Source organism: Escherichia sp. GZ89, from assembly GCF_019366485.1.
GTDB classification, from domain to species: Bacteria; Pseudomonadota; Gammaproteobacteria; order Enterobacterales; family Enterobacteriaceae; genus Escherichia; species Escherichia fergusonii.
The window spans coordinates 54,390-76,889 of the sequence record NZ_JAEOHX010000002.1; the positions used below are offsets into that span (position 1 = coordinate 54,390).

Below are 22,500 nucleotides of genomic sequence, written 5' to 3' on the forward strand. Positions count from 1 at the left end.
TATGCGGAGAGATTCGCACGTACGGTTCTTAGGGGGGCGGTGATCAGTAATGATCACTGCCTACCCGACTTGGTTTCTGCTTACGCAGATTACCATTGGCGAAAAAACCCGCTTCGGCGGGTTTTTTTATCGCCAAAGTGGGTCTGGTTTTGTCGCATTCTTCTGAATGTCGCCTCTTTTTCCCCATTTCCAGAATCGACTCACCACAAAGGTCGCAAAATCTGGTAAACTATCATCCAATTTTCTGCCCAAATGACGGGTATTGTTCATTTTTTGTTTGCGTTCCGAACATGAATGACGCATCCGCTGGCGGGTAACATCACTTCTGACTGGCCATATGTTGGCTGGTAGCAGTAAAAATTCTGACTATACCTGGAGGTTTTCATGGCTGTCGCTGCCAACAAACGTTCGGTAATGACGCTGTTTTCTGGTCCTACTGACATCTATAGCCATCAGGTCCGCATTGTGCTGGCTGAAAAAGGTGTTAGCTTTGAGATCGAACACGTGGAAAAGGACAATCCGCCTCAGGATCTGATTGACCTCAACCCGAATCAGAGCGTACCGACCCTGGTTGATCGTGAGCTGACCCTGTGGGAATCTCGCATCATTATGGAATACCTTGATGAGCGTTTCCCTCATCCGCCGCTGATGCCGGTTTACCCGGTTGCACGTGGTGAAAGCCGCCTGTACATGCACCGTATCGAAAAAGACTGGTACTCACTGATGAATACCATCATGAACGGTTCTAATGCAGAAGCTGATGCTGCGCGTAAACAGCTGCGCGAAGAGTTGCTGGCTGTCGCACCAGTTTTCGGTCAGAAGCCTTATTTCCTGAGCGATGAATTCAGCCTGGTAGACTGCTATCTGGCACCGCTGCTGTGGCGTCTGCCGCAACTGGGGATTGAGTTCAGCGGTCCGGGCGCGAAAGAGCTGAAAGGCTATATGACGCGCGTCTTTGAACGTGATTCCTTCCTCGCTTCCTTAACAGAAGCCGAACGCGAAATGCGCCTCGGTCGGAGTTAATCTGTATGGATTTGTCACAGCTAACACCACGTCGGCCATACCTGCTTCGTGCATTTTACGAATGGCTGCTGGATAACCAGCTCACACCGCATCTGGTGGTGGATGTGACGCTTCCCGGCGTGAAAGTCCCGATGGAATATGCGCGTGATGGGCAAATTGTTCTGAACATTGCACCGCGTGCCGTGGGAAATCTTGAACTGGCAAATGATGAAGTGCGTTTTAATGCGCGCTTTGGTGGCGTTCCTCGCCAGGTCTATGTTCCGCTGGCAGCCGTGTTAGCAATTTATGCACGAGAAAATGGTGCGGGCACCATGTTTGAGCCGGAAGCGGCTTACGACGAAGAAATCGCAAGCCAGAATGATGACGAAACCACTTCCGCTGATGAAAGCGAGACGGTGATGTCGGTCATTGACGGTGATAAGCCCGATCATGACGATGACAATAATCCTGATGACGAGCCGCCACAGCCTCCACGAGGTGGACGCCCGGCATTGCGGGTTGTGAAATAAATGATAAACAGGCCCATGTGGCCTGTTTTGCTATCTACCTTCTTTTCGTCTGATTTTGATACTGTGTTACGATAACTTCGTTATTATCCGTTAACGCATTTTCCCAGAAAGAGCCTTATGAACGCATTTGAGCCGCAAGCTGAAGATTCTACTACTACTATCGGTCGCAACTTGCGCAGCCGCCCGCTGGCGCGTAAAAAACTCTCCGAAATGGTGGAAGAAGAGCTGGAGCAGATGATCCGCCGCCGCGAGTTTGGCGAAGGTGAGCAGTTGCCGTCTGAGCGCGAACTGATGGCGTTCTTTAACGTCGGGCGACCTTCGGTGCGTGAAGCGCTGGCAGCATTAAAACGAAAAGGTCTGGTGCAAATAAACAATGGAGAACGCGCCCGCGTCTCGCGTCCTTCGGCGGACACCATCATCGGCGAGCTTTCCGGCATGGCGAAAGATTTCCTTTCTCATCCTGGCGGGATTGCCCATTTCGAACAATTACGTCTGTTCTTTGAATCCAGCCTGGTGCGCTATGCGGCTGAACATGCCACCGATGAGCAAATTGATTTGCTGGCAAAAGCACTGGAAATCAACAGTCAGTCGCTGGATAACAACGCGGCATTCATTCGTTCAGACGTTGATTTCCACCGCGTGCTGGCGGAGATCCCCGGCAATCCGATCTTTATGGCGATCCATGTTGCCCTGCTCGATTGGCTGATCGCCGCGCGCCCAACCGTAGCTGATCAGGCTCTGCACGAGCATAACAACGTTAGCTATCAACAGCATATTGCGATCGTTGACGCGATCCGCCGCCACGATCCCGATGAAGCCGATCGCGCGTTGCAATCGCATCTCAACAGCGTTTCTGCCACCTGGCACGCCTTCGGCCAAACCACCCACAAAAAGAAATAATGCCACTTTAGTGAAGCAGATCGCATTATAAGCTTTCTGTATGGGGTGTTGCTTAATTGATCTGGTATAACAGGTATAAAGGTATATCGTTTCAACAGACAAGCATCACTTCAGAGGTATTTATGGCAACGAATTTACGTGGCGTGATGGCCGCACTCCTGACTCCTTTTGACCAACAACAAGCACTGGATAAAGCGAGTCTGCGCCGCCTGGTTCAGTTCAATATTCAGCAGGGCATTGACGGCTTATATGTCGGGGGGTCGACCGGCGAAGCCTTTGTACAAAGCCTTTCCGAGCGTGAACAGGTACTGGAAATCGTCGCCGAAGAGGCGAAAGGCAAGATTAAACTCATCGCTCATGTAGGTTGCGTCAGCACTGCTGAAAGCCAACAGCTAGCGTCTTCAGCCAAACGTTATGGCTTCGATGCCGTCTCCGCCGTCACGCCGTTCTACTACCCTTTCAGCTTTGAAGAACACTGCGATCACTATCGGGCAATTATTGATTCGGCGGATGGGTTGCCGATGGTGGTGTACAACATTCCGGCGTTAAGCGGCGTTAAACTGACCCTGGATCAGATTAACACTCTGGTTACGTTGCCTGGTGTCGGCGCGCTGAAACAGACCTCTGGCGATCTCTATCAGATGGAGCAGATCCGTCGTGAACATCCGGATCTGGTGCTCTATAACGGTTACGACGAAATCTTTGCTTCTGGTTTGTTGGCGGGCGCTGATGGTGGTATCGGCAGTACTTACAACATTATGGGCTGGCGTTATCAGGGTATCGTGAAGGCGCTGAAAGAAGGGGATATCCAGACCGCGCAGAAACTGCAAACTGAGTGCAACAAAGTCATTGATTTACTGATCAAAACGGGCGTATTCCGCGGCCTGAAAACGGTCCTGCATTATATGGATGTCGTTTCTGTGCCGCTGTGCCGCAAACCGTTTGGTCCGGTAGATGAAAAATATCTGCCAGAACTGAGGGCGCTGGCCCAGCAGTTGATGCAAGAGCGCGGGTGAGTTGTTTCCCCTCGCTCGCCCCTACCGGGTGAGGGGAAATAAGCGCATCTGTACCCTACAATTTTCATACCAAAGCGTGTGGGCATCGCCCACCGCGGGAGACTCACAATGAGTACTACAACCCAGAATATCCCGTGGTATCGCCATCTCAACCGCGCACAATGGCGGGCATTTTCCGCTGCCTGGTTGGGATATCTGCTTGACGGTTTTGATTTCGTTTTAATCGCCCTGGTACTCACCGAAGTACAGGGTGAATTCGGGCTGACGACGGTACAGGCAGCAAGTCTGATCTCCGCAGCCTTTATCTCTCGCTGGTTCGGCGGCCTGATGCTCGGCGCTATGGGTGACCGCTACGGGCGTCGTCTGGCAATGGTCACCAGTATCGTTCTCTTCTCGGTCGGGACGCTGGCTTGTGGCTTCGCGCCAGGCTACATCACCATGTTTATTGCTCGTCTGGTCATCGGCATGGGGATGGCGGGTGAATACGGTTCCAGCGCCACCTATGTCATTGAAAGCTGGCCAAAACATCTGCGTAACAAAGCCAGTGGTTTTCTGATTTCCGGCTTCTCGGTAGGTGCCGTCGTTGCCGCTCAGGTCTACAGCCTGGTGGTTCCGGTCTGGGGCTGGCGTGCATTGTTTTTTATCGGCATCTTACCAATCATCTTTGCTCTCTGGCTGCGTAAAAACATCCCGGAAGCGGAAGACTGGAAAGAGAAACACGCAGGTAAAGCACCAGTACGCACAATGGTGGATATTCTCTACCGTGGTGAACATCGTATCGCCAATATCGTGATGACACTGGCGGCGGCCACTGCGCTGTGGTTCTGCTTCGCCGGTAACCTGCAAAATGCCGCAATCGTCGCAGTTCTCGGGCTGTTATGCGCCGCAATCTTTATCAGCTTTATGGTGCAGAGTACGGGCAAACGCTGGCCAACGGGCGTAATGCTGATGGTGGTCGTGTTATTTGCTTTCCTCTACTCGTGGCCGATTCAGGCTCTGCTGCCAACGTATCTTAAAACTGAACTTGCTTATAACCCGCATACGGTTGCCAATGTGCTGTTCTTTAGTGGCTTTGGCGCGGCGGTGGGTTGCTGCGTCGGTGGCTTCCTCGGTGACTGGCTGGGAACCCGCAAAGCGTATGTTTGTAGCCTGTTGGCCTCGCAACTGTTGATTATTCCGGTATTTGCAATTGGTGGTGCAAACGTCTGGGTGCTCGGTCTGTTACTGTTCTTCCAGCAAATGCTTGGTCAGGGCATCTCCGGGATTTTACCGAAACTGATCGGCGGTTATTTCGATACCGACCAGCGTGCGGCGGGGCTGGGCTTTACCTACAACGTTGGCGCATTGGGTGGTGCACTGGCCCCAATCCTCGGCGCGTTGATCGCTCAACGTCTGGATCTGGGCACTGCTCTGGGATCGCTTTCGTTCAGTCTTACATTTGTGGTGATCCTGCTGATTGGTCTGGATATGCCTTCCCGCGTTCAGCGTTGGCTGCGCCCGGAAGCGTTGCGTACTCATGACGCTATCGACGGCAAACCATTTAGCGGTGCCGTACCGTTTGGCAGCGCTAAAAACGATTTAGTCAAAACCAAAAGTTAATCCTGTTGCCCGGTCCTGGACCGGGCCTTTTGCTAAGGGAAGATGTATGTCGTTACTTGCACAACTGGATCAAAAAATCGCTGCTAACGGTGGCCTGATTGTCTCCTGCCAGCCGGTTCCGGACAGCCCGCTCGATAAACCGGAAATCGTCGCTGCTATGGCATTAGCGGCAGAGCAGGCGGGCGCGGTTGCCATTCGCATTGAAGGTGTGGCAAATCTACAAGCCACGCGTGCGGTGGTGAGCGTGCCGATTATCGGGATTGTGAAGCGCGATCTGGAGGATTCTCCGGTACGCATCACGGCCTATATTGAAGATGTTGATGCACTGGCGCAGGCGGGTGCGGATATTATCGCGATTGACGGCACTGACCGACCGCGCCCGGTTCCAGTTGAAACACTACTGGCGCGTATTCACCATCACGGTTTACTGGCGATGACCGACTGTTCAACGCCGGAAGACGGCCTGGCTTGCCAAAAGCTGGGAGCCGAAATTATTGGTACTACGCTTTCTGGCTATACCACGCCTGAAACGCCAGAAGAGCCAGACCTGGCACTGGTAAAAACATTAAGCGACGCCGGATGTCGGGTGATTGCCGAAGGACGTTACAACTCGCCTGCTCAGGCGGCGGATGCGATGCGCCACGGTGCATGGGCGGTGACGGTCGGTTCTGCTATCACGCGTCTTGAACACATTTGTCAGTGGTACAACACAGCGATGAAAAAGGCGGTGCTATGACTACACTGGCGATTGATATCGGCGGTACTAAACTTGCCGCCGCGCTGATTGGCGCTGATGGGCAGATCCGCGATCGCCGTGAACTTCCTACGCCTGCCAGCCAGACACCAGAAGCCTTGCGTGAAGCCTTAGCCGCATTAGTCTCTCCGTTACAAGCGCATGCGCAGCAGGTTGCCATCGCTTCTACCGGAATTATTCGTGACGGCAGCCTGCTGGCGCTGAATCCGCATAATCTCGGTGGATTGCTACACTTTCCGTTAGTCAAAACTTTGGAACAACTTACCGATTTGCCGACCATTGCCATTAACGACGCGCAGGCCGCAGCGTGGGCGGAGTATCAGGGGCTGGAAGGCGATATAACCGATATGGTGTTTATCACCGTTTCCACTGGTGTTGGCGGCGGTGTAGTGAGCGGCGGCAAACTGCTCACCGGCCCTGGCGGTCTGGCGGGGCACATCGGGCATACGCTGGCTGATCCTCATGGTCCAGTCTGCGGCTGTGGACGCACAGGTTGCGTGGAGGCGATTGCTTCTGGTCGCGGCATTGCGGCGGCGGCACAGGGTGAACTGGCGGGTGCGGATGCGAAAGCTATTTTCAAGCGAGTCGGACAGGGTGATGAACAAGCGCAGCAGCTGATTCACCGCTCCGCACGCGTGCTGGCAAGGCTGATCGCTGATATTAAAGCCACAACTGATTGCCAGTGCGTAGTGGTCGGTGGCAGCGTTGGTCTGGCAGAAGGGTATCTGGCGCTGGTGGAAACATATCTGGCGCAGGAGCCAGCAGCATTTCATGTTGATTTACTGGCGGCGCACTACCGCCATGATGCAGGTTTACTTGGGGCTGCGCTGTTGGCCCAGGGAGAAAAATTATGATGATGGGTGAAGTACAGTCATTACCGTCTGCCGGATTACATCCTGCGTTACAGGACGCGTTAACGCTGGCATTAGCCGCCAGGCCGCAAGAAAAGGCACCGGGTCGTTACGAATTACAGGGTGACAATATCTTTATGAATGTCATGACGTTTAACACTCAATCGCCCGTCGAGAAAAAAGCGGAATTGCACGAGCAATACATTGATATCCAGCTGTTGTTAAACGGTGAGGAACGGATTCTGTTTGGCATGGCAGGCACTGCGCGCCAGTGTGAAGAGTTCCACCATGAAGATGATTACCAGCTTTGCAGCGCCATTGAAAACGAGCAAACCATCATCTTAAAACCGGGAATGTTCGCCGTGTTTATGCCGGGAGAACCGCATAAACCAGGATGCGTTGTCGGCGAACCTGGAGAGATTAAAAAGGTTGTGGTGAAGGTTAAGGCTGATTTAATGGCTTAAAACTTAGTTCGTTTTAAAGATTCTGCAGACACTGTCTGCAGAATTCGAAACCGCTGAAATTAACGGCGTCTATAGCCTTCCTCTAGCACCGCCTGTGTTCGAACGAGTTCATCTGCGAGTCGTTTCTCATCAGGTAGTTGCATCTTATATTCGCTTGCCAGAACGGTGTTAGGCAAACCTGCCAGAGCATAATGCGCTTCTCCGACTCCTTTCTCTGCACAGAGAACCAGACCGATGGGCGGATTTTCATCCGGTAGCGTCCAGTGCTCTTTGGCGTAGTTGAGATACATATTCATCTGTCCGGCATCGCTATAGCTGAATTTGCCCACTTTTAGATCGACGATTAGCAGGCAGCGTAAACGGCGGTGGAAAAACAGCAGATCGACACGAAACCAGTTGTCATCAATGCGTAACCTTCGCTGTCGACCAACAAAGGCAAAATCATCCCCAAGTTCCAGCATGAAATCCATCAGGTGATTGATCAGCGCCTCCTCAAAATCGGATTCTGAGTATTCATCTTTCAATTCCAGAAATTCGAGCACAAAGGGATCGCGTATCGCCTGTTGCGGAAGAATATGCGTCTCGGCAGGAGCGTGTTGTTGCAGCATGGCTGATTTGTCATGTGACAGTAGTGTTCGCTCATTAAATTGGGTCGCAATTTGCCGTTCTAGCTGGCGAATAGACCAGCCACAGCGGAGCGTCTCTTTTTCATAAAAGCTGCGGGCGTCAGCATTTTTAACGGAAAGTAGACGGACGTAGGTGGACCAGGGCAGGGGGAACGATTTGGCAGACAGCGTCTGCCAAATCTTTGCCGATGGGAATTCTGCAGACGGTGTCTGCGGAATTCCCAATGGTGTTAATTCGCCAGACACTGTCTGGCGAATTTCAACATGTTGAAAAAAGAGGTAAAAAAGCCTCATTTGGCGTAAGTTTTTTGCAGAGAACCCACGCTTATACCTTAGACTTAAATACTTTGATAGTCGCTTGATTAGCTGCGCACCATACGCAGCTCTGGCCTCGCCACCTTGTTCAAATTCGACAATTCGTCGGCCAATTTCCCAGTATGTCGCGGTCATCAGCGCGTTAACGCTACGTACCGTTTCTGTCCTGGCGCTATCGACCAGATGAATAATGCCGTCGTGGATTTGCTGGTAGCCTGCTGTGGTTCCTTCTGAGAGCGATTCCATTATCTTTCCCTTTATATGGCGCAGTGTTGAATAATGGAATCAGCTATACGCCGGGCATCTGCCGGTAACAATCCAGATGTGCGTATTACATTGGTTTTCTTCAGATTATGCGAGGCGCTTTCCAGAACGAAAGGAGAATTTCAGCGCCGACTCTTTTCTGAGGAGGCGGCGCTGGGACAGAGCTTAAACTTCCAGCCAGTTCATAATGCCGTCTGCCGCCTTACGACCTTCAGCGATGGCGGTTACCACCAGATCAGAACCACGGACGATATCGCCGCCAGCAAAGATTTTCGGATTGCTGGTCTGGAAGGCATTTTCGTTACCTTCCGGGGCGATAATGCGGCCTTGCGAATCCAGCTCGACGCTGTGTTTTGCCAGCCATTCCATGCTGTGTGGGCGGAAACCAAACGCCATGATCACCGCATCTGCCGGAACGATATGTTCGGAACCTGCAACGATCTCCGCGCGGCGACGACCTTTGGCATCCGGTTCGCCCATTTCGGTACGCACCATTTTTACGCCGCTGACTTTGCCGTTACCGTTCACTTCAATACCCAGTGGCTGGACGTTGAATTTGAACTCAACACCTTCTTCCCGCGCGTTTTTCACTTCGCGGCGGGAACCCGGCATGTTCTCTTCATCACGACGATAGGCACAGGTAACGTGCTTTGCCCCCTGGCGTACAGACGTGCGCACGCAGTCCATCGCGGTATCGCCACCGCCAAGTACCACCACGCGTTTACCTTCCATGCTGACAAACGGTTCGTCGTTGGTTTCACCAAAGCCCATTAACTGTTTGGTGTTGGCGATAAGGAACGGCAGCGCTGCGTACACGCCATCGGCGTCTTCGTTTTCCAGTCCGCCGCGCATTGACTGATAAGTCCCGACGCCAAGGAACACGGCATCGTAATCACTCAGGAGATCGTCCAGCTGTACGTCGCGGCCCACTTCGGTATTGAGTTTGAATTCAATACCCATGCCAGTGAAGATTTCACGGCGGCGCGTCATTACCTCTTTTTCCAGCTTGAAGGCCGGAATACCGAAGGTCAGCAGGCCGCCGATTTCCGGGTGACGGTCGAAGACGACCGCTTTCACACCGTTGCGTGTCAGGACATCCGCACACGCCAGACCTGCCGGGCCTGCGCCGATAATCGCCACTTTTTTACCGGTTTGCTTCACGCCGGACATATCCGGACGCCAGCCCATTTCGAACGCTTTATCATTGATATAACGCTCAATGTTGCCGATGGTCACCGCGCCAAACTCATCGTTCAGCGTGCAGGAACCTTCGCACAGACGGTCCTGCGGGCAGACACGTCCGCATACTTCTGGCAGAGTGTTGGTCTGGTGCGACAGTTCCGCCGCTTCAAAAATACGCCCCTCGTTGGCGAGCTTCAGCCAGTTCGGGATGTAGTTGTGTACCGGGCATTTCCACTCGCAGTATGGGTTGCCGCACGACAGACAGCGGTCAGCCTGCGCTTTGGCCTGACCTTCGGAAAACGGCTCGTAAATTTCAACAAACTCAATTTTGCGGATCTTCAGCGGTTTCTTTGGCGGATCAACGCGCTGCAGGTCGATAAATTGATAAACATTCTGACTCATTGTTGCTACCCCTTACTGCGCCTGCACGCGCAACTCTGCTGCGCTACGACTACGGTGACCCAGCAGTGCTTTTACATCACTGGACTTCGGTTTAACCAGCGCAAATTTCGTGGCGAAGGTTGACCAGTTAGCCAGAATCTCTTCACCGCGCAGAGAACCGGTATGCTGAACATGCTCGGTGATAAGACCACGCAGATGCTCTTCATGGATCGCCAAATCATCAACGCTTAATACTTCCACCAGTTCCGGGTTAACGCGTTTGCGGAAATCGCCGCTTTCATCGAGAACGTAAGCGAAGCCGCCGGTCATGCCCGCGCCGAAGTTAACGCCGGTTTTACCCAGAATACAGACAATACCGCCCGTCATATATTCACAGCCGTTATCGCCAATGCCTTCTACCACGGTGATAGCACCGGAGTTACGCACGCCGAATCGTTCACCCGCGCGGCCTGCGGCATACAGACGACCACCGGTCGCGCCATACAGGCAGGTGTTGCCGATAATGCTTGCTTCATGGCTGCGGAAGGCTGAGCCAACCGGAGGACGAATGGCGATTAAGCCGCCCGCCATGCCTTTACCAACATAGTCGTTAGCATCGCCCGTCAGATACAGCTCCACGCCGCCCGCGTTCCACACGCCGAAGCTCTGGCCTGCGGTACCGTTGAAGTACGCTTTGATCGGATCGGCTGCCAGCCCCTGATCGCCGTGCGTTTGGGCGATATAGCCTGAAAGCGACGCGCCAACAGAACGGTCGGTGTTGCGAATATCGAACCAGAAGGTTTTGCTCTGGCGTTCATCAACAAACGGTTTCGCCTGTTGCAGCAACTGCGCATTCAGCAGGCCGTTATCAAACGGCGGGTTGTTTTCGGTGCAGTAGAGCGCCTTACCTGGATGCGGCTCGGCAGTCTCCAGCAGCTTCGACAGCGCCAGTTTCTGCTGTTTGGCGGTGAAACCGTCCAGCTCTTTCAGCAGGTCGGTGCGACCAATCAGATCCACCAGACGCGTTACGCCCAGCTGTGCCATCAGCTCGCGGGTTTCACGGGCGATAAACTCAAAGTAGTTGGTCACTTTGAACGGCAAGCCGTGATAGTGGTTCTTACGCAGTTTGTCATCCTGAGTTGCTACACCGGTGGCGCAGTTGTTCAGGTGGCAGATTCGCAGGTATTTACAGCCGAGCGCCACCATCGGGCCAGTGCCGAAGCCGAAGCTTTCTGCGCCGAGAATCGCCGCTTTGATGATATCGACACCTGTTTTCAGGCCGCCATCGACCTGCAAACGGATCTTATGACGCAAGCCGTTGGCAACCAGCGCCTGTTGTGTTTCAACAAGCCCCAGTTCCCACGGGCAGCCTGCGTATTTCACCGATGAAAGCGGACTTGCGCCAGTGCCGCCGTCATAGCCTGCGATGGTGATTAAATCGGCATAAGCTTTCGCTACACCTGTGGCGATGGTACCAACGCCCGGTTCGGACACCAGCTTCACGGAGATCATCGCTTTCGGGTTAACCTGCTTGAGGTCGAAAATGAGCTGCGCTAAGTCCTCGATAGAGTAGATATCATGGTGCGGCGGCGGAGAGATCAGCGTCACTCCGGGCACCGAATAGCGCAGTTTGGCGATGTAAGGAGTGACTTTGTCGCCCGGCAACTGACCGCCTTCGCCCGGCTTCGCGCCCTGGGCGACTTTAATCTGAATGACGTCAGCATTGACCAGGTACGCCGGAGTAACGCCGAAGCGACCAGAAGCCACCTGCTTGATGCGCGACACTTTGTTAGTGCCGTAGCGCGCCGGATCTTCACCCCCTTCACCAGAGTTCGAGTTACCGCCGATGCTATTCATCGCTTCCGCCAGCGCCTCGTGGGCTTCTGGGCTTAACGCGCCGATAGACATCGCAGCGGTATCGAAGCGTTTAAACAGTTCGCTTGCCGGTTCAACATCGGCAATGTTGACTGCGTTTTCACCCGGCGTAATTGCCAGCAGATCGCGCAGCGTGGTTGCCGGACGCTCATTAACCAGCTTCGCGTATTCCTGATAGTCGCTGTACTCGCCGCTTTGTACCGCCTGTTGCAGTGTGCGCACGACGTCCGGGTTGTAGGCGTGGTATTCGCCACCGTGCACGTATTTCAGCAAGCCGCCCTGGCTGATGGGCTTACGCGCCAGCCAGGCACGTTTCGACAGATTCAGCAGATCCTGCTGGAAGTCTTCAAAGCTTGCCCCACCAATGCGGCTAACCGCGCCCTGGAAGCACAGGCCCACTACATCATCGTGCAGACCGACCGCTTCAAACAGTTTCGAGCAGCGGTAAGACGCGATGGTGGAGATGCCCATTTTGGACATGATTTTGTACAAGCCTTTGTTGATGCCGTTACGGTAGTTGAGCATCACGGTACGATAATCTTTGGCAATCGCGTGGGTGTCTACCAGGCGGCCCAGCGTTTCATAGGCCAGGTACGGATAAATAGCCGTTGCGCCAAAGCCCAGTAACACGGCGAAGTGGTGCGGATCGCGGGCGCTGGCGGTTTCGACGATGATGTTGGCATCGCAACGCAGGCTTTGATCGACCAGACGGGTCTGGATCGCGCCAACCGCCATTGGGGCCGGAACTGGCAGGCGATCTTTAGCGATATTCCGGTCGGAGAGCACCAGCAGCACGGTGCCGCTACGTACCATTTTTTCGGCTTTGTCGCACAGCTCTTTGACCGTCGCTTCGAGCGTGGTTTTAGTGACGTCAAAGGTAATATCCAGCGTATCTGCGCGGTAGTGCTCCTCTTTCATCGTCGTGAGCTGTTTGAAATCGGAGTAGAGCAGAATCGGCGATTTAAAGCTTAAACGGTGCGCCTGGCCTTCTGCTTCACAGAAGACGTTCATTTCACGCCCGATGCTGGTGGCGAGCGACATAACATGCGCTTCACGTAGCGGGTCGATTGGCGGGTTAGTGACCTGCGCAAACTGCTGGCGGAAGTAGTCGTAAATAATACGCGGCTGGCTGGAGAGCACGGCGAATGGGGTGTCGTCGCCCATCGAACCGACGGCTTCCTGGCCGTTTTCCCCCAGGACGCGGATCACAGAGTCCAGTTCTTCCGCGCTGTAGTTAAACTGTTTCTGGTAGCTGGCAAGCGTGTCGTCGTCCAGTTCGCGGCTACCCACTTCTTCATCGGGCAAATCTTCAAACGGCACCAAACGGCGGACGTTTTTCTCCATCCACTCTTTATATGGATGGCGGCTTTTCAGATCGTCATCGGTTTCTGCCGAGTGCAGAATGCGCCCACTGCGGGTGTCGATCACCATCAGTTCACCCGGCCCTACGCGGCCTTTTTCGACCACTTCGTCAGGCTGATAATCCCAGATGCCAACTTCAGAGGCGCAGGTGATGAGCTTGTCTTTGGTGATGACGTAGCGCGCCGGACGCAGACCGTTACGGTCGAGGTTACAGGCGGCAAAACGACCATCGGACATCACGATCCCCGCCGGACCATCCCACGGCTCCATATGCATGGAGTTAAAGTCGAAGAACGCGCGCAGCTCCGGGTCCATATCCGGGTTGTTCTGCCAGGCGGGTGGCACTAATAGACGCATGGCACGGATGATATCCATCCCGCCCGCCAGCAGCAGTTCCAGCATGTTATCCATCGAACTGGAGTCAGAACCGGTTTCGTTGACGAACGGTGCGGCGTCGTGCAGGTCAGGGATCAGCGGCGTCTGGAATTTATAAGTACGGGCGCGTGCCCATTGGCGGTTACCGGTAATGGTGTTGATTTCGCCGTTATGCGCCAGATAGCGGAACGGCTGCGCCAGCGGCCAGCGCGGTACGGTGTTAGTGGAGAAGCGCTGGTGGAACAGGCAGATGGCCGATTCCAGGCGCAGGTCCGCAAGATCCAGGTAGAAGCGCGGCAGATCCGCCGGCATACACAGACCTTTATAGATATTGACCAGATTCGACAGGCTACAGACGTAGAAGTCTTTATCTGCTTCGAGACGCTTTTCGATGCGGCGGCGGGCAATAAACAGACGGCGCTCCATATCGCGCGGACGCCAGCCTGCCGGGGCGTTAACGAAAATTTGCTCAATGCGTGGCAGAGAGGAGAGGGCGATTTCACCCAGCACACCTTCGTTGGTGGGGACATCACGCCAGCCGACAATCGACAACGTTTCGCGTTGCAGCTCTTCTTCAACGATGCGGCGTGCAGTCGCGGCGAGTTCAGGATCTTTATTCAGGAAGAGCATCCCGACGGCGTAGTTTTTCGCTAAACGCCAGCCTCGCTCCTGCGCAACAATGCGAAAAAAGCGATCCGGTTTTTGTAACAGCAAGCCGCAACCGTCACCGGTTTTACCATCGGCGAGAATCGCGCCACGGTGCTGCATGCGGGCCAGTGCGTGTATTGCAGTACGCACTACCTTGTGGCTAGGTTCGCCTTCTATGTGGGCGATCAGGCCGAAACCACAGTTGTCCCTCTCAAGGGATTTATCGTACAACATATCGTGAACCTCCCCCAGGCTCTGCGGGAACCCCACTTCCGAACCGCTGCGCACGGGCACAGAAAGAGCGTGGCGACGGGGTTTGCGTTTCATACGCGCGCCTCGCATTCGCCCCCTTGTTGTCCTTTTCGCATCGGTTAATACGGTGAAGAGGGGATCTCAATTACTGCATAAATATGATGAGCAGGCTGCTCATCCAGAAAGCTTCCAGCGGATTTCCAACTTATCGGGAAAGCTGATACAGGTCAAATGGCAAGCTTATTGGTACAGAAATGTGCTTTAGCGCAAAATTCTTTATTAATTGGCTGAAATTAAAATGGATTTTCTATTTAAGGCTAAAAGGGGCGTCGTTAGAGAAACAGCCAATTCCTGACTGTCATAAAGGCGTGTTAACCCTTATCCTGCCTTGAACTGACGAGAAAAGCAGTATTTTATACTGCATTAATGAGTAATGACGTTTCATACTACTGTTTTTGACTAAAATCCATAAGGAGATAAAAAAATATGGCACAAGATAAGCAAAAGTGATTATGCATGAAATTTCGTTAATTTTGATTAATTATGCAATTAATAAAAGCGGGGCGGGGCGATTGATCCAGGTCATCGCCGAATTGAGCTAAAACTGGCAGGCTTTGGCCTCTTTTCAAGGCGCGGTCTATCAGATTATGCAGTTACAGAAATTAGTCAATATGTTTGGTGGTGATCTCACCCGTCGTTATGGGCAAAAGGTGCATAAGCTGACGCTGCACGGCGGTTTTAGCTGCCCTAACCGTGACGGAACCATCGGGCGAGGTGGCTGCACATTCTGTAATGTTGCCTCGTTCGCCGACGAAGCGCAGCAACACCGCTCCATTGCCGAACAACTGGCACATCAGGCCAATTTAGTTAACCGTGCGAAACGTTATCTGGCCTACTTTCAGGCGTATACCAGCACCTTTGCCGAAGTTCAGGGGCTGCGTTCTATGTATCAGCAGGCGGTGAGCCAGGCCAATATTGTCGGTTTGTGTGTTGGTACCCGCCCGGACTGCGTGCCGGATGCGGTGCTGGATCTGCTTTGCGAATATAAAGACCAGGGCTACGAAGTGTGGCTGGAGCTGGGGTTGCAAACCGCACACGACAAAACGCTGCATCGCATCAATCGCGGCCATGATTTTGCCTGCTATCAGCGTACAACCCAGCTGGCACGTCAGCGCGGGCTGAAGGTGTGTTCTCACTTAATTGTCGGCCTGCCTGGCGAAGGGCAGACGGAATGTTTGCAAACGCTGGCGCGAGTGGTTGAAACCGGCGTAGATGGTATAAAGCTGCATCCGCTGCATATTGTGAAAGGCAGCATTATGGCGAAAGCTTGGGAAGCGGGGCGTTTGAATGGTATTGAACTGGAGGATTATACGGTCACCGCCGGAGAAATGATTCGCCATACGCCACCGGAAGTCATCTACCACCGCATTTCCGCCAGCGCCCGTCGCCCGACGTTGCTTGCTCCGCTGTGGTGTGAAAATCGCTGGACGGGAATGGTCGAGCTGGATCGCTATCTGAATGAACATGGCGTACAGGGATCGGCGCTGGGACGTCCGTGGGTGCCACCTTCTCTTTAGTTGATGCGGGGAATTCCGCATTTCTCACACAATTTTCAACGTAACTGTCAGAATTGGGTATTATTGTGGCAGGTTGTCGTTAAGGAATTCCCCAATGAAGCAAATTCGTCTGCTGGCGCAGTACTATGTTGATCTGATGATGAAATTAGGTCTGGTGCGCTTCTCAATGCTGCTGGCGCTGGCCCTCGTTGTACTCGCCATTGTGGTACAAATGGCAGTGACCATGGTGCTACATGGTCAGGTTGAAAGCATTGATGTTATTCGTTCTATTTTCTTTGGTCTGCTGATTACGCCGTGGGCGGTCTACTTTCTTTCGGTGGTCGTCGAGCAACTGGAGGAGTCACGACAACGTCTGTCACGGCTGGTGCAAAAACTGGAGGAGATGCGCGAGCGCGATTTGAGCCTCAACGTTCAGTTAAAAGATAATATTGCCCAGCTAAATCAGGAAATCGCCGTTCGTGAAAAAGCCGAAGCCGAGTTGCAGGAAACCTTTGAACAACTGAAAATTGAAATTAAAGAGCGCGAAGAAACGCAGATCCAACTGGAACAGCAATCTTCTTTTTTACGTTCTTTCCTCGATGCTTCGCCAGATCTGGTGTTTTATCGCAACGAAGATAAGGAGTTTTCAGGCTGTAACCGTGCAATGGAACTCCTGACCGGAAAAAGCGAAAAGCAACTGGTACATCTGAAACCACAGGATGTGTATGCCCCGGATGTTGCTGAAAAGGTGATTGAAACCGACGAAAAAGTTTTTCGCCACAACGTGTCACTCTCTTATGAACAGTGGTTACAGTACCCGGATGGGCGTAAAGCCTGTTTTGAGATCCGGAAAGTGCCTTATTACGACCGGGTTGGTAAACGTCATGGGTTAATGGGATTTGGTCGCGATATTACAGAGCGCAAGCATTACCAGGATGCGCTGGAACAAGCCAGTCGCGATAAAACTACTTTTATTTCCACTATCAGCCACGAATTACGCACACCGCTTAACGGTATAGTAGGCCTGAGCCGAATTTTGCTGGATACCGATCTGAACGCCGAGCAGGAAAAATATCTTAAAACGATCCATGTTTCTGCAGTGACACTGGGTAATATCTTCAATGATATTATTGACATGGATAAAATTGAGCGTCGCAAAGTCCAGCTTGATAATCAACCCATCGACTTCACCGGATTCCTTGCCGATTTAGAAAATCTTTCTGGCCTGCAGGCGCAACAAAAAGGTCTGCGTTTTGTGATGGAGCCAACCTTACCGCTGCCGCATCAGGTGATTACCGATGGCACGCGTTTGCGTCAGGTCTTGTGGAATCTTATCAGTAACGCCGTTAAGTTCACCCAGCAGGGCAAAGTTGAAGTGCGGGTTCGCTACGATAAAGGTGAGATGCTGCACTTTGAAGTCGCCGATTCGGGGATCGGTATCCCGCAAGAAGAGCAGGATAAAATCTTTGCTATGTACTATCAGGTGAAGGATAGCCAGGGTGGAAAACCTGCTACCGGCACAGGGATCGGGCTTGCTGTATCTCGCCGTCTGGCGCGGGATATGGGCGGCGATATTAGTGTTTCCAGCGTACCGGGGCAGGGTTCGGTGTTTACCCTAACCGTGCGTGCACCAGCGGTAGCTGAAGAAGTTGACGATGTGTTCGAAGAAGATGATCTGCCGCTGCCAGCGTTGAATGTGTTACTGGTGGAGGATATCGAATTAAACGTTATTGTTGCCCGTTCAGTGCTGGAGAAATTAGGCAATAGTGTTGATGTGGCAATGACAGGTAAAGCGGCGCTGGAGATGTTTAAGCCAGGCGAGTATGACCTGGTGTTGTTGGATATCCAACTGCCAGATATGACTGGCCTTGATATTTCCCGCGAGTTAACTCGCCGCTACTCTCGTGATGATTTACCACCGCTGGTGGCACTTACTGCCAACGTACTGAAAGATAAAAAAGAGTACCTGGATGCCGGGATGGATGATGTGCTGAGTAAGCCGCTGTCCGTTCCGGCATTAACCGCGATGATCAAAAAGTTCTGGGATACTCAGGACGAAGAGGAGAGCACGGTGGCACCTGATGACAATAGCAAATCGCAAGAGTTACTTGATATTCCAATGTTGGAACAATATCTCGAACTTGTTGGACCGAAGCTAATTACCGATGGTCTTGCTGTCTTCGAGAAGATGATGCCCGGATATATGAGCGTGTTGCAGTCTAATCTGACTGCGCGCGATCAAAAAGGCATTGTTGAGGAAGGGCATAAAATCAAAGGTGCAGCGGGTTCCGTTGGGCTTCGTCACTTACAGCAACTGGGGCAGCAAATTCAGTCACCGGATCTCCCGGCATGGGAAGATAACGTTGGTGAATGGATTGAAGAGATGAAACAAGAGTGGCGTCACGATGTTGAAGTGCTGAAAGCGTGGGTGGCAAAGAACGGAAAAAAATGACCCCGGATTAACCGGGGTGCGCGAATACTGCGCCAACACCAGGGAAATTATGGCTGCGCCGTAAATTATTGTCGTTTGTAACCAAGGCGCAGCACTGTTTTTCAGGCCGCACGCAGTTAAGATAGCAAATCTTAAATCATTTGTTACATGAATCAGTTAAATGTGTGATGCGTAGCATTTTAATTAGATTAATTAATATGTTTTAGCCAGTGACAAAAGGAAAGTGCAATGAAAAAAATTGGCGTAATTCTCAGCGGCTGCGGCGTTTATGATGGCGCAGAGATTCATGAAGCTGTTTTGTCTCTTTTAGCAATTGCCCGTAGCGGTGCTCAGGCAGTTTGCTTTGCGCCAGATAAAACTCAGGCCGATGTGATTAATCATTTGACGGGTGAACCAATGGCAGAAACGCGCAATGTGCTGATTGAAGCTGCACGTATTGCACGTGGTGATATTCGCCCACTTTCGCAAGCTTCTGCTGAGGAGCTTGATGCGCTAATCGTTCCCGGCGGCTTTGGGGCAGCAAAAAATCTGAGCAATTTTGCCACATTAGGCAGCCAGTGTAGCGTTGACCGTGATCTGGTTGCACTGTGCCAGGCGATGCATAAGGCGGGTAAACCGTTGGGCTTTATGTGTATTGCGCCGGCAATGTTGGCGAAAATTTTTGCTTTCCCGGTACGCCTCACTATTGGTACAGATATCGACACCGCTGAAGTGCTCGAAACAATGGGTGCTGAACATGTGCCATGCCCGGTTGACGATATTGTGGTTGATGAAGATAACAAGATCATTACCACTCCGGCTTACATGTTGGCGAAGGATATCGCCCAGGCTGCACTGGGCATTGATAAACTGGTATCGCGCGTGCTGGTTCTGGCTGAATGAGTGTAAGGCGTTTCTTGCCCTCTTTTTTGCGCCGTTTTCTGTGGCGTGCGCTGATGATACTGGCGTTGTTTTGGGGCGGTGGTATTGCATTGTTCAGTATTGTTCCCGTGCCTTTTTCGGCAGTGATGGCGGAGCGGCAAGTTAGCGCCTGGTTTCACGGTGATTTTTCGTATGTGGCTCATTCCGACTGGGTGAGCATGGATGAGATTTCGCCGTGGATGGGGCTGGCAGTTATTGCTGCTGAAGATCAAACTTTCCCAGATCACTGGGGATTTGATATCGCTTCTATCGAAAAAGCTCTGGCGCAAAATGAACGTCACCCGGCACGAATTCGCGGTGCTTCGACGTTAACGCAACAAACGGCAAAAAATCTCTTCTTGTGGGATGGACGCAGTTGGTTGCGTAAAGGTCTCGAAGCTGGGCTGACGCTGGGAATAGAAACGGTCTGGAGTAAAAAGCGCATTCTGACCGTTTATCTGAATATTGCTGAGTTTGGGGATGGGGTGTTTGGCGTGGAAGCTGCGGCGCAGCGTTATTTTCACAAACCGGCCAGCAAGCTCACTGCATCAGAAGCGGCACTGCTTGCGGCAGTATTGCCTAATCCATTGCGCTTCAAGGTATCTGCGCCGTCGGGCTATGTACGTAGCCGTCAGGCGTGGATTTTACGTCAGATGCGGCAACTGGGTGGTGAATCATTTATGACTCAGCACCACCTTTATTAAGCCTCTCGAGAAGAGAGAGACAATTTGTTTCTCTCTTTAGATGGCTTGTCGCTTTTTAAAGCTACGGCCAGTACTGGCTGTTTAATAAAGCGTTGCCATAACCTTTCCTGCTTACGACGGCAGAACCATTTTGACCAGGTTGCCAACGGGATCAGTGTGCCTTCACCAATATTGTCGCATACGACCGGCACGACTTCAGACTCGCTGATACGATGGCAGAGAATGTTCTGTGGTTTCAGGGTCATGGTGACGATATAGTTATCGTGCAGATATTTCTTCAGTTTTTTCAGTAACTGACGTAGCACGACGACGTCTTCTTCGTAATGGCATTGTGCGGCGAACTCCGTCAAAGTGACAGAAGGTTTTCCGTCAAAATCCGCAATAACATCATATATATAGCCAGTTCCGCAGTCCGTCTCTACTGTGCCGTGAAAGCGTGGGATACCGCTCCAGTCTTGCAGATAACGGGAAAGATGCGCGTAGTACTTTAATTCGCGACGAATCTCTTTATCCCCACCGCTACCGGTGTGATAAACGATTTTGATACAGCGCTGGGCATCTTCCGGATGCGCATAACACTTTCTATGTCTTCCGGTGCCCAAGGGATTCTGTTTTGACAGATATATCATCTGATCTCCTGGAAATATTTTCTGACAAACATTCAGTATGGCGACTCAAACTAAATATTAGTTAAACAAGAATACTTAATGTTTTCTTAATGTTTGTATGAGAGGTAAAAGCGCACTAAATGTACAAGTAATAAGGGGAGATAAAAAAACGCCGGGTGGCGCTTTTGAGATGGGGGAGAAATGGTGAGTAAAATAACTAGTCTTCGTCGAAACCTGACTCGAAGAGAGCGATAACTGCTGCCAGTGCTTCAACTTCCTGCGGCCCGGTTGCTTCAATTTCGATTTGACGACCTTTCGCAGAGTCCAGCATCAATAAGGCAATCACGCTGTTAGCTTCGGCTTCCGTGCCCTCATCATTACGCAGCAGAACTTCTGCATCAAAGCCCTGCATTAGCTCAAACAGTTTCATGGCGGGCCGGGCGTGCATACCCAGCTTATTAGTCACTTCAACAGTTTGTTTGACGGTCATGTTTTGCGTTTTTCCAGCGTGCGGTGGCGTGACTGTACGTTTTTACCGCGCGAGCGGAAGTAGTCTGCCAGTTGCTCTGCAATATACACCGAACGGTGTTTCCCGCCGGTACAGCCAATGGCGACCGTCAGATAGCTACGGTTGTTGGTTTCCAGCATGGGTAACCATAACTCAAGGTAGCTACGTGTCTGGTAGATAAAATTGTGTACTTCTGTGTGCCTGTCGAGAAACGCGGCGACAGGCTTGTCGAGGCCCGTCATCGGTCGCAGTTTCGGATCCCAGTGCGGGTTAGGCAGGAAGCGCACATCAAACACATAATCTGCATCGATAGGAATACCGTGCTTGAAGCCGAAGGACTCAAAGACCATCGTCAGTTCACGCTCACGTTTACCCAGCAGGCGGGTACGCAGCATTTCTGCCAGTTCATGAACAGACATTTCGGAGGTATCGACAATAAGATCTGCCCGAGAGCGCAGCGGCTCCAGTAGATCACTTTCTTTGTCGATCGCGCTTTCCAGTGACAGATTTTTACTGGAGAGCGGGTGCAAACGGCGCGTGTCGCTATAACGGCGAATAAGCGTGTTGCGGTCGGCATCAAGAAACAGCAGTTGCGGAGAAAAAGCTTCCGGCAGGTTTGTCATCGCCTGTTCAAAAATCTCCGGCGATTCCGGCATATTGCGCACATCAATGCTGACGGCGGCAGATATCTCTCGCTCAGCCAGGGTGCGAGCAAGATCGGGCAGCAGGACTACGGGGAGGTTATCCACGCAATAAAAACCCATATCTTCCAACGCCCGCAGGGCAACGGATTTACCAGACCCTGAGCGACCGCTGACGATCATCAGTACCATGTACTGTTTCTCCTCACTACATCAAAAGGGGAGCCCCCGGTGGTGCTAAGCCTCATTCTGATCCCCTTCGGTATCAGTAATGATTTTGTACAACTCCTCGTCACTTTGGGCGGCGCGCAGACGGCGACAAATAGTTTTATCGGCCAGGCGTTTTGCCACCAGCGACAGGGTGTGTAAATGCGTTTTGGTTTGATCTGCGGGTACCAGCAAGGCAAAAAGCAGATCAACAGGCTGGTTATCGATAGCGTCGAAAGCAATAGGTGTTTCCAGTTGCACAAACACTCCAACGGCACGAAGCGTATCTTCTTCCAGCTTGCCATGAGGGATGGCGATACCATTGCCGATCCCGGTACTCCCCATTTTTTCTCGTGTCAGTATGGCTTCAAAGACCACTTGTGGTGGCAGGCTTAATTGTTTTGCCGCCAGTTCACTGATGATCTCCAGCGCACGTTTTTTACTTTGGCAGTGAACACCACTGCGCGTACATTCCTGGTTAAGTACACTACTGAGTTGTAGGGTCGTATCGTTATTTATCATAATTTC

Annotated in this window: 19 protein-coding genes; 12 read left to right on the top strand and 7 right to left on the bottom strand. The window is 52.2% G+C overall.

The window, feature by feature from the left end; all coding sequences use genetic code 11:
* Positions 1-384: 384 nt before the first annotated feature.
* The 8 genes from sspA (at position 385) to nanQ (ending at position 7,116) form a co-directional block, all read left to right on the top strand.
* Positions 385-1,023, top strand: coding sequence for a stringent starvation protein SspA (gene sspA / locus K0335_RS04630; RefSeq protein WP_000257287.1), 639 nt, complete (start codon positions 385-387; stop codon positions 1,021-1,023).
* Between the two features lie 5 nt (positions 1,024-1,028).
* Entirely contained in the window at positions 1,029-1,532 is a 504-nt protein-coding gene (gene sspB, locus K0335_RS04635) for a ClpXP protease specificity-enhancing factor (protein ID WP_000366121.1), read from the top strand.
* 117 nt (positions 1,533-1,649) lie between these two features.
* Positions 1,650-2,432 carry a transcriptional regulator NanR gene (nanR, locus tag K0335_RS04640; protein WP_104920059.1) on the top strand — a complete coding sequence of 261 codons (783 nt, stop codon included), beginning with the start codon at positions 1,650-1,652 and terminating at the stop codon, positions 2,430-2,432.
* 122 nt (positions 2,433-2,554) lie between these two features.
* Entirely contained in the window at positions 2,555-3,448 is an 894-nt protein-coding gene (gene nanA / locus K0335_RS04645) for an N-acetylneuraminate lyase (protein ID WP_104920060.1), read from the top strand.
* Between the two features lie 108 nt (positions 3,449-3,556).
* Positions 3,557-5,047 carry a sialic acid transporter NanT gene (gene nanT / locus K0335_RS04650; protein WP_000108486.1) on the top strand — a complete coding sequence of 497 codons (1,491 nt, stop codon included), beginning with the start codon at positions 3,557-3,559 and terminating at the stop codon, positions 5,045-5,047.
* Positions 5,048-5,093: 46 nt separating this feature from the next.
* On the top strand, positions 5,094-5,783 hold the full coding sequence (locus K0335_RS04655; RefSeq protein ID WP_000054238.1) for an N-acetylmannosamine-6-phosphate 2-epimerase: 690 nt from the start codon (positions 5,094-5,096) through the stop codon (positions 5,781-5,783).
* Positions 5,780-6,655 carry an N-acetylmannosamine kinase gene (nanK, locus tag K0335_RS04660; RefSeq protein ID WP_000209044.1) on the top strand — a complete coding sequence of 292 codons (876 nt, stop codon included), beginning with the start codon at positions 5,780-5,782 and terminating at the stop codon, positions 6,653-6,655. The genes K0335_RS04655 and nanK overlap by 4 nt, the downstream gene beginning before the upstream one ends.
* A complete protein-coding gene (nanQ, locus tag K0335_RS04665) occupies positions 6,652-7,116 on the top strand; it encodes an N-acetylneuraminate anomerase (RefSeq protein ID WP_000979880.1) in 465 nt (154 codons plus the stop codon). The genes nanK and nanQ overlap by 4 nt, the downstream gene beginning before the upstream one ends.
* Positions 7,117-7,175: 59 nt before the next feature.
* On the opposite strand, the gene K0335_RS04670 is transcribed toward nanQ, so the two are convergent.
* From K0335_RS04670 to gltB, 3 genes are all read right to left on the bottom strand, one after another.
* Positions 7,176-8,303, bottom strand: a complete 1,128-nt coding sequence (locus K0335_RS04670) for a YhcG family protein (protein WP_219393747.1) — start codon at positions 8,301-8,303, stop codon at positions 7,176-7,178.
* A gap of 183 nt (positions 8,304-8,486) precedes the next feature.
* Positions 8,487-9,905: a glutamate synthase subunit GltD gene (gene gltD / locus K0335_RS04675; protein WP_104920062.1), complete on the bottom strand. Its 1,419-nt coding sequence runs from the start codon at positions 9,903-9,905 to the stop codon at positions 8,487-8,489.
* Between the two features lie 12 nt (positions 9,906-9,917).
* Complete coding sequence (gene gltB, locus K0335_RS04680) at positions 9,918-14,378, bottom strand: glutamate synthase large subunit (RefSeq protein ID WP_104920063.1); 4,461 nt, start codon at positions 14,376-14,378, stop codon at positions 9,918-9,920.
* A 665-nt stretch (positions 14,379-15,043) separates the two neighbouring features.
* Between gltB and K0335_RS04685 the strand changes: the two genes are divergently transcribed.
* The 4 genes from K0335_RS04685 (at position 15,044) to mtgA (ending at position 20,008) form a co-directional block, all read left to right on the top strand.
* On the top strand, positions 15,044-15,973 hold the full coding sequence (locus K0335_RS04685) for a TIGR01212 family radical SAM protein (protein ID WP_104920098.1): 930 nt from the start codon (positions 15,044-15,046) through the stop codon (positions 15,971-15,973).
* 94 nt (positions 15,974-16,067) lie between these two features.
* A complete protein-coding gene (arcB, locus tag K0335_RS04690) occupies positions 16,068-18,404 on the top strand; it encodes an aerobic respiration two-component sensor histidine kinase ArcB (RefSeq protein WP_000809750.1) in 2,337 nt (778 codons plus the stop codon).
* 228 nt (positions 18,405-18,632) lie between these two features.
* Positions 18,633-19,286 (top strand): isoprenoid biosynthesis glyoxalase ElbB, encoded by a 654-nt coding sequence (gene elbB, locus K0335_RS04695; RefSeq protein ID WP_000719786.1) that lies wholly within the window; start codon positions 18,633-18,635, stop codon positions 19,284-19,286.
* A complete protein-coding gene (gene mtgA / locus K0335_RS04700) occupies positions 19,283-20,008 on the top strand; it encodes a monofunctional biosynthetic peptidoglycan transglycosylase (protein ID WP_160193729.1) in 726 nt (241 codons plus the stop codon). The genes elbB and mtgA overlap by 4 nt, the downstream gene beginning before the upstream one ends.
* On the opposite strand, the gene yrbL is transcribed toward mtgA, so the two are convergent.
* From yrbL to ptsN, 4 genes are all read right to left on the bottom strand, one after another.
* A complete protein-coding gene (yrbL, locus tag K0335_RS04705) occupies positions 20,005-20,637 on the bottom strand; it encodes a PhoP regulatory network protein YrbL (RefSeq protein WP_000639845.1) in 633 nt (210 codons plus the stop codon). The two genes, mtgA and yrbL, sit on opposite strands and share 4 nt — an antisense overlap.
* Positions 20,638-20,833: 196 nt before the next feature.
* On the bottom strand, positions 20,834-21,106 hold the full coding sequence (gene npr / locus K0335_RS04710) for a PTS phosphocarrier protein NPr (RefSeq protein ID WP_000216796.1): 273 nt from the start codon (positions 21,104-21,106) through the stop codon (positions 20,834-20,836).
* Positions 21,103-21,957, bottom strand: coding sequence for an RNase adapter RapZ (rapZ, locus tag K0335_RS04715; protein ID WP_000243750.1), 855 nt, complete (start codon positions 21,955-21,957; stop codon positions 21,103-21,105). Before rapZ ends, npr begins: the two co-directional genes overlap by 4 nt.
* 45 nt (positions 21,958-22,002) lie before the next feature.
* The gene (gene ptsN / locus K0335_RS04720) at positions 22,003-22,494 is read right to left on the bottom strand and encodes a PTS IIA-like nitrogen regulatory protein PtsN (RefSeq protein WP_000609334.1); all 492 of its coding nucleotides are present in this window, start codon (positions 22,492-22,494) and stop codon (positions 22,003-22,005) included.
* Positions 22,495-22,500 lie beyond the last annotated feature (6 nt).